The sequence below is a fragment of the Kitasatospora sp. NBC_01302 genome, assembly GCF_035976515.1.
Taxonomy (GTDB): Bacteria; Actinomycetota; Actinomycetes; order Streptomycetales; family Streptomycetaceae; genus Kitasatospora.
The window spans coordinates 2,810,712-2,825,232 of the sequence record NZ_CP108404.1; the positions used below are offsets into that span (position 1 = coordinate 2,810,712).

Genomic DNA, 14,521 nt, shown 5'->3' on the forward strand with positions numbered 1-14,521 from the left:
TTCCTCCAGTCTCCGCCGGCGGCGCAGTCGCACCACCTTTCATCCCCTTTTTACCGATATCGGCGCTTTCATGCGCGCGGGATGGATCACAGCCGCCATGGCCGACAGGAGTCAGGCGGCGGGGTGAGATCGGCGCGGCCGAACAGGAGCGCGTAGCCGCGCGGCAGGCAGGCCGGCAGATGGTCGGTGAGCCGATCGCCGACGAGGTCGGCGATGGCGGTCAGGACGCAGGCTGCGTCCCAACGGGCGCCTGCGAGCGTGGTGTTGAGGTTGGGGGCGATGGCCTCGACGAAGGCGGAAGCGGCGACCGCCCGGTCCACGGGAATCGGGGCGCGCAAGCACCAAGGCCCCCAGGCCCCCAGGGCGTGCTGCTGGCCCGACGCCGCCGCCTTGAAGTCCCCGGGCGCACCGATCCCGGCTGGTCTACGGCACGCGTCGGTTCAGCAGGCCGATGACGTGGCCGTCGTCGTCGACCACCGGCCACACGTCCAAGCCCCGGAAGTACATCGCGACAAACGCCACCGTTGCGGGCATGTCGGCGGTGGCGAACGGTGCGCGGTCGTGGGCGATGTCGCGGACCGCGCTGCGTTCGGTGTACCAGGACCGGGAGCTGAAGGGCGCGAGCTGAGCGCGGGTCACCATACCGGCGCACCGTCCGTCCTCGCCCCGCACCAGGACCTGGTCCGTCCCGGCGCTGTGCAGGATGTCCATGGCCGTGTCGACCGTGACATCGTCGCTGATCTGCAGCTGTGGAGCCCCCATGAGGTCGCCCACGGTGGCGGCCAGGTTCGCGCCGGCGCTCACGCGCGCCATCGGGGGTTCGAGGGTGAAGGTCATCGGCGAAGCTCCTTCGCGTCGCACTCGCCGCGGCCGACAGTGATCAGGGCGGCTGCCGTGACGGTGTGGGTCTCGCCCGGGCCGAGCGCCACGAGCGCGGGCGTCTGGGCGCTGTGACCTGCGGCTGGGGCCCGTCGTGGGAGGTGTGGCCACGGCTCGGGGTTCATGGTGGTGCCGGGCACCCGATCCCGCTGCCGGTTCAACTCCACTGTCAGTGTGGACAAGTCAGGAAGCCGGCCGCGGAAGCCGTGCCGTCGGGCACCGTCCAACCTGTCTGCGGGAGCTCCGCCAGGTGTCGGCGAGACCGCAGGGCCAGCCTCGGGGTCGGTGGCGCGGTCATCGCACCCACAGCGGCTTGGATGCCGGCGTGGGGCGCCTGCTGTCGACCTCAGAAGGTGAGCAGGCCGATGGCGTGGCCGTCGTGGTCCACCACCGGCCACGTGTCCATTCGGCGGGAGCGCATGGCGGCGACCGCGTCGGTGGCGGGCATGTCGGCGGTGGCGAACGGGGCACGGTCGAGGACGATGTCGCGCACCGCGGTGCGCTCGGTGTACCAGGAGCGGGCCTGGAACGGCGCGAGGTGCACGCGGGTCAGCAGTCCGGCGCAGCGGCCGTCGTCGTCGCGGACCAGGAGGTGGTCCGCGCCGGAGCTCTGCAGGATGTCCATCGCCGTGTCGACCATGACGTCGTCACTGATCTGCAGTTCCGGGTCCTTCATGAGGTCGCCGACCGTCGCGGGGCGTTCGAGGGTGATGGTCATGGAGGGACTCCTTCGTGTCGCTCGCGCCGGTGGCGGTGGCGATCAGGGCACTGGTGGTGGGAGGGCCTGCGTGATCGGCCGGATGGGGTTGCGGCGCTCCCGACGGATTCCGTGAGCGGCTGTCGCAGGAAGCCGGTGTCGCCCACTCGGCGAGCTGCGCGGGCCCGGTCCGCACTGCGAGCCGGGCCCGCTGGGCTGGGTGCTACGCGGCGAGGGCGACGCGCCTGGGCGCCCGGCGACGGCCGGAGGAGCCCTGGTTGTCGCGACCGGCAGCGGCCCGGGCGTCGCCGCCGGCGTAGGCGGGGCGGCTGCGGCGGTTGCGTCCCGTGGACGCGCTGCGGCGGGGCCGCTCGAGGACGGGGTCGGCGATCACCACGGGGATGCCGGTGGGCACGCGGGCGCCGGTGATCCGAGCCAGTTCCTCGTCGCCGGCGGTGACCCGGGTGGATTCGGGGGTGATGCCGGCGGTGGTCATCATGCGGGCCGTCTCACGGCGTTGGTTGGGCAGGACGAGGGTGACGACGGTGCCGGACTCGCCGGCCCGGGCGGTGCGTCCGCCGCGGTGCAGGTAGTCCTTGTGGTCGCTCGGCGGGTCCAGGTTGACGACCAGGTCGAGCCCGTCGATGTGGATGCCGCGGGCGGCGACGTTGGTGGCGATCAGCGCGGTGACCGCGCCGGTGCGGAACTGCTCCAGGGTGCGGGTGCGCTGCGGCTGGGACTTGCCCCCGTGCAGCGCCGCCGCCTTCACCCCGCTGGCGAGCAGGTCCTGCACCAGGTGGTCGGCGCCGTGCTTGGTGTCGGTGAACATGATCACGCCGCCCTCGCGCGAGGCGATGTGGGCGATCGTGGCGTCCTTGTCCCGGCTCTGGACGTGCAGGACGTGGTGCTCCATGGTGCTGACCGCTCCTGCGGAGGGGTCCACCGAGTGGGTGACCGGGTCGGTGAGGAAGCGCCGCACCAGGCGGTCGACGTTGCGGTCCAGGGTGGCGGAGAAGAGCATCGTCTGGCAGCCCTCGGCGACCTGGTCGAGGAGCTCGGTCACCTGGGGCAGGAAGCCCATGTCGGCCATCTGGTCGGCCTCGTCCAGCACGGTGATGCCGACGCCGTCGAGCTGGCAGTCGCCGCGCTGGATCAGGTCCTTGAGGCGGCCGGGGGTGGCCACCACGACCTCCGCCCCGCGGTTCAGCACCTGGGCCTGGCGGCCGATCGACATCCCGCCCACCACGGCCGCCATCCGCAGCCGCACCGCGTGGGCGAAAGGGGTGAGGGCGTCGGTGACCTGCTGCGCGAGCTCGCGGGTGGGCACCAGCACCAGGGCCAGCGGCCGGCGCGGCTCGGCCCGCTGGCCGGCGGTGCGGGCCAGCACCGCGAGACCGAACGCGATGGTCTTGCCGGAGCCGGTGCGGCCGCGTCCCAGCACGTCGCGTCCGGCCAGCGAGTTCGGCAGCGTCGCGGCCTGGATCGGGAATGGCGAGGTGACGCCCTGGCGGGTCAGCACCGACAGCAGTGCCTTCGGCATGTCCAGTTCGTCGAACGACTCGACGGCCGGCAGCGCCGGGGTGGTACTGACCGGCATCGCGAACTCGCCCTGCGGGGAGGAGTTCTGACGGGCACTGCGGCCGGAGGAGTTCCGGCCGCCGGTGGGCCTGTCGCCGTAGAAGGAGCTGCCGCCGGAGCGGGATCCGGAGCGGGATCCGTAGCCGCCGCCGGAGCGCGAGCCTGCGCCGGAGCGGGAGTTGGCGTTCTGGTACGAGGAGCGACTGGAACGATTCATGCGGGAGACCTTCCTCAGGGCGGCACGTCGCAAGGAAGGCTCCGCGGCGCGGGGCGCCGACGGGAGACCGCAAGGGAACGGGCCGAGAGATGTGACAGGCGGGGCGTGGACGGTAGAACCGTGCGGCACGTCACCTACGGTCGGCGCTCACCGCGAAGGGGCGGGAGCGAGGACCTCGAACCGTGGGATGTCACGGCAGGGCGCCGATCCGGACGCGGCGCTGGGCGTCTCGCGTGGGGATGGCCGCCGGTGGCGGAGCCAGGGGGGCCTGAACGGCCGGGTAAAAGCATGGTGGCGCAAGGCCGAGGGGCCCGCACCGGGCATCATGTACGCGGTGCGGGCCCCTCGCTGCTAGGCGGGTGCCATGGCAGAAAAACTACAGCGGACGAATGTTCTCGGCCTGCGGGCCCTTCTGGCCCTGCGTGACGTCGAACTCGACCTTCTGGCCCTCGAGCAGCTCACGGAAGCCGTTGGCGTTGATGTTCGAGTAGTGGGCGAAGACGTCAGCGCCGCCACCGTCCTGCTCGATGAAGCCGAAGCCCTTTTCCGCGTTGAACCACTTCACAGTGCCATTAGCCATAAAAAATTCTCCTTCAAGGGGCTGTCCGGAGCACGCACAGCGCGGGCTCCGAGTCGCCGCGATGAGCACCCACCCGGGGAAGAGCCGGGAAACAGAAATGCGCCTGCGAAACATCAGCAGGCGCACACAAAGTTCATGGGAACCACTACTGCAACTAAGAAGACTCTAGCAGCCCCGGGCCCGCCACGGCGGAATATGTCACCCCCAGTTTCGCAGGACCCTCCCCCGCCGGGCCGCCGACCCGAGCAGCCAGGAGCATCAACACACCGTGTGAACAGGCTTGTTGATCGCCTGGTGACCTCTCCGGGGCGGTGGCTCCGCCGGCGGTGCGACGCGGACAAGCCCCCGACACGCCGACCCCGGACACGGGTCGGCCACCGTGCCAGCCGTCATCGGCAGCAGCGGAGACAGCGGAGACAGCGCGAACCGATCCGAAACTCCACCTCATTCGCAGTCGAGTCCCGGCGAACGGGCCCGCCCCGCGATTTCCGGCGCATACTGCAAGGAATGACGAAATCAGTAGCAGTCCGCCGGCCCCTGCCCACCAGTCCCTTCAAGGCCCGGGTCGAGGCGCCCCTGAAGCGGTTCGCCGTGGGCGACCGCGTCACCCACGACCGCTACGGCCTCGGCCGGGCCATCGGCGTCGAAGGCGACAGCGACATCGCCGTACTCGTCGACTTCGGATCGCGGCAAGAACGCATCACCCAGCCGTACACCGCCATGTTCAAACTCTGACCCAGGGCGCCGCCGGGCGTACCGAGTTCGGCGGTATCCGTGGCGCGCTCGTGCCGGCCCTGTCGGAGGTCCTCGACGCCGCGGGCTTCACCGTCAGCGCCGAGGCTTGTGGAGGAGTTTCACCATCGCGATCTCCGCCGTGGCTGTGACTGCCCTGGCCGGCCGGCTCTCGTGCGGCTGCCCGGCCAGGGAACGGCCGACCCTGAGTCCGCTGCCAACCCGTCCAGGTCAGCCGGCGAGCAGGTCGGTGAGGTCGTCGGCGTGTTCTTCCTCTTCTTCGAGGATGGACTCGATGAGACGCCGGGTGGTGGGGTCGTGGTCGCCGAGCCAGCGGGCGATCTCCTGGTAGGTGGAGATGACGATCCGCTCGGCCAGCAGGTTGTGCTCCAGCATGGCCCTGAGGTCCTTCTCGGCCGGCGTGGTGTAGTCGGTGTGGGCGCGCCGGGCGAGGGTGGCGGGGTCGAAGTCGGGTTCGCCACCGAGCTGGGCGATCCGCCCGGCGGCCCGCAGGGCGTGCTGCATCTCCTCGGCGGCATGCTCGGTGAACTCCGCGGCCACCTGGGCGCGGTCGATGCCGGCGGCGGAGATCGCGTGCCGCGTGTAGCGCAGCCAGCAGACCACCTCGGTGGCGACCACGTCGTTCAGTACGGCGATCACTTTCTCGGCGTCCAAGCCGTAGGTGCTGGTCACGGCTCCTTCGGCCATTTTCTGCCGGGCCTCGTCCCGGATCCGGGTCACGTCGATGACGAAGTCGTCGCCTGCCATGCGGTACTCCCAAGTGGTGGAGGGGGAGGGTCCGCAGACGCCTTCCCGATGCCGGGCGACGTGACACCGGGACGGGCACGACACCACCGATTCGCACCACACCGATGCCGTTTCCGCTCACGGTTGGGCTGCTCGGGGGTGTCAGCCGGTCAGGGGGTCGAGGTCGCGCAGGAAGTCACCGAATCCGCCGCGGGCGCGGGGATTGCGTCGCGCGGAGGTGGTGACGGGGCTGCGGGCAGTGCGTTGGACGCGGTGGCCGGCGGCTTCCAGGGCGGTGACCAGGGCGCTGTCCTCGCCGGCGGGCAGCGGCCTGAAGCCGCCGGCTGCGCGGTAGGCGTCGGCCCGCACAGCGAGGTTCGCCCCGTGGACGTGGCGATGCCCGTCAGCGGTCCACTTGCGCTGGTAGTGCCGTCGGAAGGCGGCGGCGGCGCCTTCCGGGTGGCCGGTCCAGTCCGCGACGCGGACGGTGCCCACGACCGCATGCCAGCCGCGGGCCGCGTGGGCGAGCTGGTGGGCGAGCCAGTCGGCCGGGACTCGGGAGTCGGCGTCGGTGTGGGCCAGCCACACACTGTCCAGGGTGAGGCCCGGCCAGGAGGCGAGGGTGCTGTCCAGGGCGCGGTCGCTGCCGGCCGCGCGAGCCGCCCCGACGTTGCCCGCGGTCAGTTCCAGCAGTTCCGCACCGTGCCCGCGGGCGATGGCCGCGGTGCCGTCCGTGCAGGCGTCGGCCACCACGATCACCCGGCTGGGCAGGTCGCGTACGCGCGGGTGGCGGATGGCCCGGTGCAGCGCGTCCAGGCAGTCGCCGAGCAGCTCCTCCTCGTCGCGGGCGGGGACGACGGCGGCCAGCGCACGGATCACGTCAGCCCCTCCAAGGCGGCGACCGAGAGGCGGGCCGCCGGGGTGCCGGGCTGTTCGGGCCGGGAGAAGACGTCGAGGAGGAAGTCCGGCTCGGTGTGCGCGGCGATCCGCACCAGGGCGGGATGGCTGCGGGCCTGGTCGTGAACGGCTTCGGCGCTGCGGGCGTGGTCGGCGACCGGGTGGCGCCAGTGGACGAGCAGCACGGTCCCTCCCGGCTCCAGGGAGTGCACCGCACGGTCCAGGATGTCGGCGGTGGCGGCGGCGGTGAAGTAGTACAGCAGCTCGGACAGCACGATGAGGTCGAAGCTCTTCGCGGGCCAATCGTCGGGCAGCAGACGGTGCTCCACCTGCACGTGCGGTAGCTGGGCGAGGCGGACCCGTGCCTGCGCGAGGGCGCGCTCCTCCCGGTCGCAGGACAGGAGGGCCTGGCAGCGATCGGCGAGCATGGCGGACAGGACTCCGACCGAGCAGCCCGGCTCGAACGCGCTGCGGTAGACCGGCTCGGGGAGGGCCGCGAGCGTCAGGGCGTACTTGCGCTGCTCGTACCAGCGTTCCGCGAGCTGCCAGGGATCGTCGTGATCGGCATACATGCGGGTGAAGTAGGTCCCCGGCGTTCCGGTGTCCTGCGGCTGTGCTCCCGTGGTCGCGTGGGGCGTGGTCATCGCCAGATCACCTCGAAGTCGCGTCTGAAATGGGCGAGTTCGGCGGGAGGCAGGATCGCCTCGTCCTGCGGCCCGTCGCCGAGCGGCTCGATCTGGCTGCGGAAGCACTGCAGTGCCGCGCGCTTGCGGGCTCGGGCGGCCGGGGGCAGCGCGATGCGGGCCGCGCGGTGCCAGGGCAGCCGTCGATCGCCGGGCACCGCCCAGTGCCACGCCCACACCGGGTACTCCCACACGGGCACGCCCCGTGCCGTGCCGGCCGCCAGTGCTGCGCGGCCCGCGGCCTCGTGGTCCGGGTGCAGGTCCCGGCTGAACGGCGCCACGCACAGGTCGCAGTCCGCCAGCAGTCCGGCCAGCTCACTGGTCAGTCCCTGTTCGTGCCGGGCGAGCCCGCTGTCGGGCAGGCCCAGTGCCACGCTCTGCACGTCGGCACCCAACTGGCCCAGCGCTTGGCGCAGTTCCCGTGTGCGGACGGCCGCGAGGTTGCGGGCCGCGGGGGCGGTGCTGTGCGGGTGGGAGGCCTCGCCGTCGGTGACGGACACCAGGCGCACCCGGGCGCCGGCTGCCGCGAGGACGGCGATCGTGCCGCCGAAGCCGAGGACCTCGTCGTCGGGGTGGGCGGCCACCACCAGGACCCTCGGGGGACGGTCCCGCGGGGCCGGCAGGCAGGCGAGCGGGTCGATGACGGGAAGGCTGCGAAGTGCGGGCCAGGTCTGCCAGTCCTCTTCGGGCGTCCCGGTCTCCTGGATGGGGTCGGCTGCAGTCCGCTTCGGGGCGAGAGCGGTCGGTGGCGGGGCCGGGTGGCTCGTCACATCTCCTCCCATTCCAGTCGGGTGCCGCTGGCGGCCTTGCCGAGGGCGGCCAGGTCACGCTCGCCATGGTGCTGGCGCAGGTAGACCGTCAGGTCCGCGACGGCGCGGGCATGAACGGCGTCATGGCCCAGCGGGGCGGCGCCCAGCGCCCGGCCGACCCGGGCCAGGACGTCAGCGGCGGCGTTCTCGACGGCGGCACGCACGCGCATCGTGCGAAGCTGCGCGGTGCCGTCCGTGTCGAGGGGATCGGCGTCCACGGCCGCGGCGGCACTGGCAAGCAGCGTGTCGACGGTGGCCAGACGGGCGTCGACGGCGCCGAGGTGCGCCAGGGCGTGCGGGTCCAGGTCCCACGTGCGCGAGGCGGTCAGCAGCGTGCGGGCGACCGCGCGGGCACCGCCGTGCCAGCAAGCCGCGACACCGATCCCTCCGTGGTGGAATCCGGGACGCTCCAGGTAGGCGCCCGGCTCTCCGACCGGGCTGGCCCGGACGCCGTCGAGGTTCACGTCCAGGGTGTCGCTGCCCGCCATGCCCGGGCCGGGCCAGCTGTCCGGCAGCGGGCCGACACCAGGCTGCTCGACCTCGACGGCGAACAGACGGCGCCGCTCCCCTTCGCGGGCGGTCACGAGCGCGTGCGTGCACACCCGGGCGCCCGAGCAGAAGGGTTTCACGCCGAAGAGCCGCCATCCGCCCGGCAGCCGGCGTGCCTCCAGGGTGTAGCCGGGCGGTTCGGCCGCCCACACCCCCCAGCGGGCGCCGTCCGCAGCCGTCGGCAGGTCTTCCGTTGCCGGTATGCCGAGTTCGGCGAGGATCGCGACGGCGTCCGTGTGGCCCTCGGCAAGCCGGGCCAGCGACAGGTCCCACTGGGCCCAGCGGGTGAGCGCCTCCCAACGGGCACGGGTCCGCCCCCCGCCGGGCAGCGGCAGATCCAGCTCGCCGCAGGCCGCCATCCGTGTGAACGCCTCGGCGACGCACCGGCGGTGGTCCTCCGCACCGGCACCGGTCCTGGCGGCCTCGTTCCAGCTGCCCCGCACGCCGACTCCCGTTTCGGTGGCGCTCATGGGCTACCGGCCCTGTCGGTCCTGCGGGGATCAGGCTGCCGCGGGGACCGCGCAGGCCATGGCGGCAGGACGGAGGGCCGCAAGGACGATCCAGCGATCACGTCGTACTCCTCACCATTGCGCCGGGCGGAGCGGCGCAGACACTCGGCATTGCTCCGACTCTGCACCGCACGCCGGGCGCCCGCACGCCCGGAGCGGCCCCGCCCCGAGCGGCGACCCGACCGATCGGCCTCGCTTCAGGAGCTTCACATCGGCGCAGCGGTGCGCCGTGTCGCCGATCCGCCCGAAGGCGTAGGCATGGCTCCGCGCGGTCGGGGCAGACGAGGGCGACCCCGCCAGACGCTCAGGAGGCTTGACCGATGTCCACCCCGATCTCCGACGGCACCACCGGGCTGACCGTGAGCTGTGTGATCCGGGATCAGGTAGCCGTGCTGTCGGTGACCGGTGAACTCGACATCGACACCGGGCCGTTGCTCTACGTCCACCTCGCCAACCAGCTGTCCCACGGCCGCAAGCACGTGATCGTGGATCTGAGCGGAGTGCCGTTCATGGACTCGTCGGGCCTGAACGTCATCATCCGCTCGATGCGCGAGACAAGGCTGGCCGGCGGGAGTCTGACGCTTACGGCTCTGACTCCCACCGTCGACAAGCTCTTCCGCCTCACCGGAATCGGTCTCACCCACCCGGTCCAGCCTGATGTCGAGTCGGCACTGGCCACCCTCGATCCGGTGTCCACGAGTTCCCAGGGCGCTCCGTGACATCGCCGATGGACATCCTCCGCAGGGCTGCTGGCTGCCAGCGTTGACCGCACCGCCCGAAGGGCCGCCCTGCGCGGCTCCGGCCCGAAGGCTCACCTAGCGACCCTTCGGGCCCGAGCCCCCCTACCGTCCTACCGTGGCCCGGGACCGGGCAGAGCTCGCTGGTCCCGCACCGCGGGCCCGGCGTGGACGTGGACGCGCTGCCGCCGGACCACCAGCGGATCCTCGCGGTCGTTCGGGGCGCTCCGACCCAGCGGGCGCTGTGGCGCCAGGCCGACTACCGGGGTGCCGGCGGCCGACTGCTGTGCTGCCGGGTGGCGTCGAGGGCGTCGCGCAGAGCGGGCAGGTCGGCGATGGCGGCCTGCTCGGCGAAGCGGGCCAGCAGCCTGCGCAGGACCCGCTCGTCCTGGTCGCGCACGGCTTCGGCGATGGCCGCCGCCAGCGACGCCTGGGTATGGGGGTCGGGGATGCGCACGTGCGGCGCGGCCTGCGGCCCTTCCACCGCTCGCCTCCCTTTCATTCGTAGTCCTGGGCCGCTGCACGCGGCGTCCTGCGGCAGGGGCGCGGCTGCGGGACCGGCCCGCCCCCGCGCGGGACGGAGAATACCTCCCCGACCGTCATGGAAAAATCTGTGCTCGCTGGAGTAGACATTGCCCCGATCCGTGGCTAGGGTTTCTCTCGTAGACGCGGTCGAGCGGTACCCGCCAGACACGAACTGGCGGGCAGCAGTACGGAAGTTCGCAGGTCGGCACGGTTGCAGGGTTCTGAAGCCAGGAATGGTGCAGTGAGGCGACAGGACCGGCGGCCGGGCCGGGCGGCCCGCGGGTATCAGGGGCCGCCATCAGCGGTACCGCAGTTCAGCAAGTGCACTACCAGCAGGTGAAGTTGGGTTGAGCGATACCGGCAGTCGCAGGACGAGGTACCCCAGCAAAGGCGCCAGGACTGCCGGCGCGCGTGCTGGGGGTCCGGCCAGTGGGGTTCCAAGCCGAGCAGGACGGGCGACGGGGCCGACTGCCGGACCCGGCGGACCGTCAGGACCGCCATGGCATTACTGGCCAGTCAGTACAGAGGATGAATGGAGGGGACAGAGCGCCATCAGGATCGCCCGGCCCGTGAGGCATTCACCCGGGCGGAATCCGAAGACCCCAAGGCAAGGACGGTGGTTTCCGGTCACGCATACGCGATCCCCGCACGCCCCCTCCCCCGGGGCCGTGCGGACATAACGAACCCGGCCTCAAGGCCGGTAGATGGTGTAAATACCCTTCGGGGCCCCGGGAGCCGCAATGGCCCCGGGGCCCCTCAGCGCGTCCCCGACACGATCAAGAAGAGGTGCAGTGACCACGGCAACCATCCGACCCCACACCCCCGACTCCCTCGACGACGACGACTACCCCGCCTACACCATGGGCCGCGCCGCCGAGATGACCGGAACCACCCCCGGCTTCCTGCGCTCCCTCGGCGAACAAGGCCTCATCACCCCACTTCGCTCCGACGGAGGCCACCGCCGCTACTCCCGTTACCAGTTGCGCATCGCCATGCGTGCCCGCGATCTCGTCGACCAGGGCACCGCCGTCGACGCCGCCTGCCGCATCGTCATCCTCGAAGACCAACTCGAAGAAGCCCTGCGCATCAACGAACAACTCCGCCGCTCCCAGCCCGGTCAGGAACCCGCCGCCGACACCTGACCCGTCCACCAGGCCGATGAGACCGGTCCGCGGTGAGCGACAGGCGCTCACCGCAGGCCACCCCGCGGAAAACGACGCCGCCGGGCCGGCGGACCTTGCGCAGCGCAAGGTCCGAAGCGGTACCGGTGATACCCGGCGAGCTGCGTGACGATCCGTCACCAGCGGTTATTGGCTGGCCATACAGGCGCTAGAATCTTCGCGTGGATGACAAACATCTGTTTGTGTCTGTCTGCGAAGTTCTCTCTCTCCACGGGTTCGAGCTGGCACCGCCGCGGGCGGCCGGGCTCTCCGTCCGGCTGCGCCCAGGGGCCGGCCTGGTGCTGGGATGGAGGCCGGGCGAGGATCTGATCGGACCGACACTCCACGCCTGCCCGCATCCCGCCGACGCCGCCGGGCGCACCGAGTTCCGCGGTATCCGCGGCGCGCTCATGCTGGCCCTCTCGGAGGTCCTCGACGCCGCGGGCTTCACCGTCACCACCCTCGGAGCCGACCTGCTCGTCACCGCGAACCCACTCGATCCGGGCGCCACACCAGCCATCGCGGCCACTCCCACCTGCCCTGCACCACGGCGCAGTCGACCGGCGCGCCCGGCGGTCGGCGTCGCCGAGCTAGCTAGCTAGCTCGGCCGGGGCGCTCGGCCTCAGAATGTCAAAGGGCATCGACGACGTGGGTCATCTGCGCGACGACACGGTCGGCGAGGCGCTCGAAGGGCAGGCGTAGAAGGGGACTGAGCATGCGCAGTGCGCCGGCGAACGTGATCTCGGCACGGTAGGTGATCTCGGTGCCGCGCGGAACCTCGGCGAAGCGGAGGTCGTCGCGGCTGGTAGCCGACTCATTCGTGCCCTGGAACGCCAGGTGCCGCGGCTCGAGCGTCTCGAGGCGGTACGTCAGCACCGTTCTGCGGCCCATGAACGCGGAGGTGTTGACCCATTGTGAGCCGACGCGCAGCGGCCCGGTGTCTTCGCGCACACAGCTGAGCGTCCCGGGATCCCAGTCGCGCGCGTTCGCGAAGTCCGCCAGATAGTCCACGACCTTCTCCACGGGCTGGTGGACTGTGAAAGTGCGGGAAACCGCAACCACGTCGTACTCCTTCCGACAGCTCCGTCCGTCCCCCTCATTCGTCGCCGAGCGCCGGATGGATTGGACCTTGATACGGTCAAGACTCCCCGGAACGCTCGCAGCCGCCGGTTCGACGGTTGGCGCGATCGATCTCGCCCATGTGCTCCTCGGCCCATGCGCGAAGCGCGGAGAGCGGCTCCTCCAAGGAGAGTCCGAGCTCGGTCAGCCGGTAATGGACCCGAGGCGGGACGGTCGGCTCGACGCGCCGGGCGACGAGACCGTCCCCGACCAGGCTCTGCAGAGTCACCGAAAGCATCTTCTGCGACACACCGGGCATGCGGCGCCGCAGTTCGGCGAACCGCACCTCTCCCGGCGCCGCCGCAGCGAGCACCTTGACCGCCATGGAGGTCCACTTCGAGCCGATCCGGTCCAGCAACTGCCTGGTCGGGCACGCCGGATCGAACAGATCACCTCGCGCGCCTGTCGAAGAGTCGGTCACCTTCACCTCACCGCCTGACGAAAAAGTCGGGCACATCATCCCCCTCGACAGGCCCGACGCACTGGTCGAACTCCTCACCGGGTTCCTCGGCCGAGTCGCTCCGGGCACGAGTGACAGGACGGGAGAGCGGTCGGCGCCACGGTCTGGGTCGAAGTTCAGGCCTCAGCGCGCTTCGATGCCGCCGTAGAGCAGGTCGACGATCCGGCGGCTGGTCGCGGCCGGGTCGAGGGTTTCGACGGTACCGGTGCCGAGGCGGGCCAACACGGGCGCGACGAGAACCTCACCGGCGAACTCGACATCCAGGTCGGGCCTGAGTTCGCCCGAGTCGACACCCCGCCGCAGAATGCCGTAGACGGCTCGGCGGCGGGGGGCGACGATCTCGTCGAAGTAGCGGCGGTGCAACTCCGGGAAGGCCGCGGCCTCGGCCTGCAAGGCACGCAGGACCGCCGCGGCGCGCGGGTCGAGCGTGCGTCGTATCAGTTCCGCGAGATACGCGGCGAGGTCTTCGCGGACCGAGGGCCCGGTGAACTCGGGAAGTGCCCGGTTGATCGCGTCGAGGACGTCGAGGTAGAGGGCGTCCTTGGTCTTCCATCGCCGGTAGAGGGAGTTGCGCGAGACCCCGGCGTGCTCGGCGATGGTGACCAGCGAAAGGCCGGACAAGGTCGCGCCCGCGGCGACGAGGTCGAGCACCGCGTCGAGGGCGGCGGTGTCGGTGCGGGGGTCGCGCCGTCGTCCGGCCGCGCGCTGCATGGAATCCACCCTCCGACTCTATAACGGAACAGGGCTGTTGCGTTCCGCCTGGCGCGCGGCGTACATTTCGAAACGGAGCAGATCTGTTCCGAATCAACGGGAAGGCCACGACCATGGCTACGTTCAGCACGCAGGACATCGACCAGTACTACGAGACCCACGGCGACCCCGCCCATCCGCCGGTGCTCCTGATCTCGGGCCTCGGCGGCGTCGGGCGCAGCTGGGGACCGCAGATCGACCGCTTCGCCGAGCGGTACTTCGTGATCCTGCCCGACCAGCGTGGCACCGGGCGCAGCACGCGCGCCGAGACCGGATACACCACCAGCCGTCTGGCCCTGGACATGCTTGCGCTCATCGAGCGCCTCGGCCTGGACTCGGTGCACATCGTGGGTGCCTCCACCGGCGGGGCCATCGCGCAGCACCTCGCGCTCAAGCGCCCCGACCTCGTCCGCTCGCTCACGCTCTCCTCCTCGTTCGCGCGGTTCGACGCGTTCATGCACCGCGAGTTCGAGATCCGGCGCAAGATCGCCGCGGAGTGGGACCGCTTCGACGTCATCTCCGCATACGCCCTGTTCCTCTTCTCGCCGCGGTTCACCTTCGAGCACCCCGACCGCGTGGCCGACTGGATCGAGATCGCGAGCAGCATGCACCCGGGGCCCGGCGACCGCGAGATCGACCTCGAGCGGATCGACATGATCGCGGCCCACGACACCTCGGCCCGCCTCGGCGAGATCACCCGGCCGACGCTGGTGCTGTGCGGTGACAACAATCACTGCACCCCGATGCCGCTGTCCGAAGAACTCGCACGCGAAATACCGGCATCGGAGCTGGTCGTCTTCCAAGACGCCGGCGAGTTGATCGAGATCGAGCAGTCGGAGCGCTACTTCGAGGTCGTCAGCTCCTTCATCGACCGCCACAGCGAGGGCAACTGA

The 14,521-nt window shown here is 71.3% G+C and carries 19 protein-coding genes; 5 read left to right on the forward strand and 14 right to left on the reverse strand.

Annotated features, from left to right (window positions below; translation table 11 throughout):
• Positions 1-86: 86 nt before the first annotated feature.
• The 5 genes from OG294_RS11570 to OG294_RS11590 all read right to left on the reverse strand — a co-directional run bounded on the left by OG294_RS11570 (position 87) and on the right by OG294_RS11590 (position 3,951).
• Positions 87-338, reverse strand: coding sequence for a hypothetical protein (locus OG294_RS11570; RefSeq protein WP_327066399.1), 252 nt, complete (start codon positions 336-338; stop codon positions 87-89).
• 85 nt (positions 339-423) lie between these two features.
• Positions 424-837, reverse strand: coding sequence for a CBS domain-containing protein (locus OG294_RS11575; RefSeq protein ID WP_327066400.1), 414 nt, complete (start codon positions 835-837; stop codon positions 424-426).
• Between the two features lie 388 nt (positions 838-1,225).
• Positions 1,226-1,597 (reverse strand): CBS domain-containing protein, encoded by a 372-nt coding sequence (locus OG294_RS11580; RefSeq protein ID WP_327066401.1) that lies wholly within the window; start codon positions 1,595-1,597, stop codon positions 1,226-1,228.
• Between the two features lie 202 nt (positions 1,598-1,799).
• Positions 1,800-3,371 carry a DEAD/DEAH box helicase gene (locus OG294_RS11585; protein ID WP_327066402.1) on the reverse strand — a complete coding sequence of 524 codons (1,572 nt, stop codon included), beginning with the start codon at positions 3,369-3,371 and terminating at the stop codon, positions 1,800-1,802.
• Positions 3,372-3,747: 376 nt separating this feature from the next.
• Complete coding sequence (locus OG294_RS11590; protein WP_099897249.1) at positions 3,748-3,951, reverse strand: cold-shock protein; 204 nt, start codon at positions 3,949-3,951, stop codon at positions 3,748-3,750.
• Between the two features lie 507 nt (positions 3,952-4,458).
• Here OG294_RS11590 and OG294_RS11595 point away from each other — a divergent pair.
• On the forward strand, positions 4,459-4,686 hold the full coding sequence (locus OG294_RS11595) for a hypothetical protein (RefSeq protein WP_327066403.1): 228 nt from the start codon (positions 4,459-4,461) through the stop codon (positions 4,684-4,686).
• A 228-nt stretch (positions 4,687-4,914) separates the two neighbouring features.
• Here OG294_RS11595 and OG294_RS11600 read toward each other — a convergent pair whose 3' ends face one another.
• The 5 genes from OG294_RS11600 to OG294_RS11620 form a co-directional block, all read right to left on the reverse strand.
• Positions 4,915-5,451 carry a ferritin-like domain-containing protein gene (locus tag OG294_RS11600; protein WP_327066404.1) on the reverse strand — a complete coding sequence of 179 codons (537 nt, stop codon included), beginning with the start codon at positions 5,449-5,451 and terminating at the stop codon, positions 4,915-4,917.
• A 141-nt stretch (positions 5,452-5,592) separates the two neighbouring features.
• The gene (locus OG294_RS11605; protein WP_327066405.1) at positions 5,593-6,309 is read right to left on the reverse strand and encodes a glycosyltransferase; all 717 of its coding nucleotides are present in this window, start codon (positions 6,307-6,309) and stop codon (positions 5,593-5,595) included.
• Positions 6,306-6,971, reverse strand: a complete 666-nt coding sequence (locus OG294_RS11610; RefSeq protein WP_327066406.1) for a class I SAM-dependent DNA methyltransferase — start codon at positions 6,969-6,971, stop codon at positions 6,306-6,308. Before OG294_RS11610 ends, OG294_RS11605 begins: the two co-directional genes overlap by 4 nt.
• Positions 6,968-7,780 (reverse strand): PIG-L deacetylase family protein, encoded by an 813-nt coding sequence (locus tag OG294_RS11615; protein WP_327066407.1) that lies wholly within the window; start codon positions 7,778-7,780, stop codon positions 6,968-6,970. The genes OG294_RS11610 and OG294_RS11615 overlap by 4 nt, the downstream gene beginning before the upstream one ends.
• Positions 7,777-8,838: an acyl-CoA dehydrogenase family protein gene (locus OG294_RS11620; protein WP_327066408.1), complete on the reverse strand. Its 1,062-nt coding sequence runs from the start codon at positions 8,836-8,838 to the stop codon at positions 7,777-7,779. The genes OG294_RS11615 and OG294_RS11620 overlap by 4 nt, the downstream gene beginning before the upstream one ends.
• Positions 8,839-9,197: 359 nt before the next feature.
• Here OG294_RS11620 and OG294_RS11625 point away from each other — a divergent pair, with 359 nt between their 5' ends.
• On the forward strand, positions 9,198-9,596 hold the full coding sequence (locus OG294_RS11625; RefSeq protein WP_327066409.1) for an STAS domain-containing protein: 399 nt from the start codon (positions 9,198-9,200) through the stop codon (positions 9,594-9,596).
• Positions 9,597-9,873: 277 nt separating this feature from the next.
• On the opposite strand, the gene OG294_RS11630 is transcribed toward OG294_RS11625, so the two are convergent.
• The gene (locus tag OG294_RS11630) at positions 9,874-10,098 is read right to left on the reverse strand and encodes a hypothetical protein (RefSeq protein ID WP_327066410.1); all 225 of its coding nucleotides are present in this window, start codon (positions 10,096-10,098) and stop codon (positions 9,874-9,876) included.
• A gap of 901 nt (positions 10,099-10,999) precedes the next feature.
• On the opposite strand from OG294_RS11630, the gene OG294_RS11635 reads away from it, so the two are divergent.
• Together OG294_RS11635 and OG294_RS11640 are read left to right on the forward strand one after the other, a co-directional pair.
• Complete coding sequence (locus tag OG294_RS11635; RefSeq protein WP_327071503.1) at positions 11,000-11,281, forward strand: helix-turn-helix domain-containing protein; 282 nt, start codon at positions 11,000-11,002, stop codon at positions 11,279-11,281.
• Between the two features lie 200 nt (positions 11,282-11,481).
• The gene (locus OG294_RS11640; RefSeq protein ID WP_327066411.1) at positions 11,482-11,901 is read left to right on the forward strand and encodes a hypothetical protein; all 420 of its coding nucleotides are present in this window, start codon (positions 11,482-11,484) and stop codon (positions 11,899-11,901) included.
• A gap of 28 nt (positions 11,902-11,929) precedes the next feature.
• On the opposite strand, the gene OG294_RS11645 is transcribed toward OG294_RS11640, so the two are convergent.
• The 3 genes from OG294_RS11645 to OG294_RS11655 all read right to left on the reverse strand — a co-directional run bounded on the left by OG294_RS11645 (position 11,930) and on the right by OG294_RS11655 (position 13,589).
• Positions 11,930-12,361: an SRPBCC family protein gene (locus tag OG294_RS11645; protein WP_327066412.1), complete on the reverse strand. Its 432-nt coding sequence runs from the start codon at positions 12,359-12,361 to the stop codon at positions 11,930-11,932.
• A gap of 76 nt (positions 12,362-12,437) precedes the next feature.
• Complete coding sequence (locus OG294_RS11650) at positions 12,438-12,875, reverse strand: winged helix-turn-helix transcriptional regulator (RefSeq protein ID WP_442789323.1); 438 nt, start codon at positions 12,873-12,875, stop codon at positions 12,438-12,440.
• A gap of 126 nt (positions 12,876-13,001) precedes the next feature.
• Complete coding sequence (locus tag OG294_RS11655; RefSeq protein WP_327071505.1) at positions 13,002-13,589, reverse strand: TetR/AcrR family transcriptional regulator; 588 nt, start codon at positions 13,587-13,589, stop codon at positions 13,002-13,004.
• Positions 13,590-13,702: 113 nt separating this feature from the next.
• Between OG294_RS11655 and OG294_RS11660 the strand changes: the two genes are divergently transcribed.
• Positions 13,703-14,521, forward strand: a complete 819-nt coding sequence (locus OG294_RS11660; RefSeq protein WP_327066413.1) for an alpha/beta fold hydrolase — start codon at positions 13,703-13,705, stop codon at positions 14,519-14,521.

Coding starts and splice junctions, on each gene's coding strand:
- OG294_RS11610 (WP_327066406.1), bottom strand. CDS start 6,971: ATGACCACGCCCCACGCGACCACGGGAGCACAGCCGCAGGACACCGGA.
- OG294_RS11590 (WP_099897249.1), bottom strand. CDS start 3,951: ATGGCTAATGGCACTGTGAAGTGGTTCAACGCGGAAAAGGGCTTCGGC.
- OG294_RS11625 (WP_327066409.1), top strand. CDS start 9,198: ATGTCCACCCCGATCTCCGACGGCACCACCGGGCTGACCGTGAGCTGT.
- OG294_RS11655 (WP_327071505.1), bottom strand. CDS start 13,589: ATGCAGCGCGCGGCCGGACGACGGCGCGACCCCCGCACCGACACCGCC.
- OG294_RS11600 (WP_327066404.1), bottom strand. CDS start 5,451: ATGGCAGGCGACGACTTCGTCATCGACGTGACCCGGATCCGGGACGAG.
- OG294_RS11660 (WP_327066413.1), top strand. CDS start 13,703: ATGGCTACGTTCAGCACGCAGGACATCGACCAGTACTACGAGACCCAC.
- OG294_RS11650 (WP_442789323.1), bottom strand. CDS start 12,875: ATGTGCCCGACTTTTTCGTCAGGCGGTGAGGTGAAGGTGACCGACTCT.
- OG294_RS11620 (WP_327066408.1), bottom strand. CDS start 8,838: ATGAGCGCCACCGAAACGGGAGTCGGCGTGCGGGGCAGCTGGAACGAG.
- OG294_RS11585 (WP_327066402.1), bottom strand. CDS start 3,371: ATGAATCGTTCCAGTCGCTCCTCGTACCAGAACGCCAACTCCCGCTCC.
- OG294_RS11575 (WP_327066400.1), bottom strand. CDS start 837: ATGACCTTCACCCTCGAACCCCCGATGGCGCGCGTGAGCGCCGGCGCG.
- OG294_RS11635 (WP_327071503.1), top strand. CDS start 11,000: ATGGGCCGCGCCGCCGAGATGACCGGAACCACCCCCGGCTTCCTGCGC.
- OG294_RS11580 (WP_327066401.1), bottom strand. CDS start 1,597: ATGACCATCACCCTCGAACGCCCCGCGACGGTCGGCGACCTCATGAAG.
- OG294_RS11595 (WP_327066403.1), top strand. CDS start 4,459: ATGACGAAATCAGTAGCAGTCCGCCGGCCCCTGCCCACCAGTCCCTTC.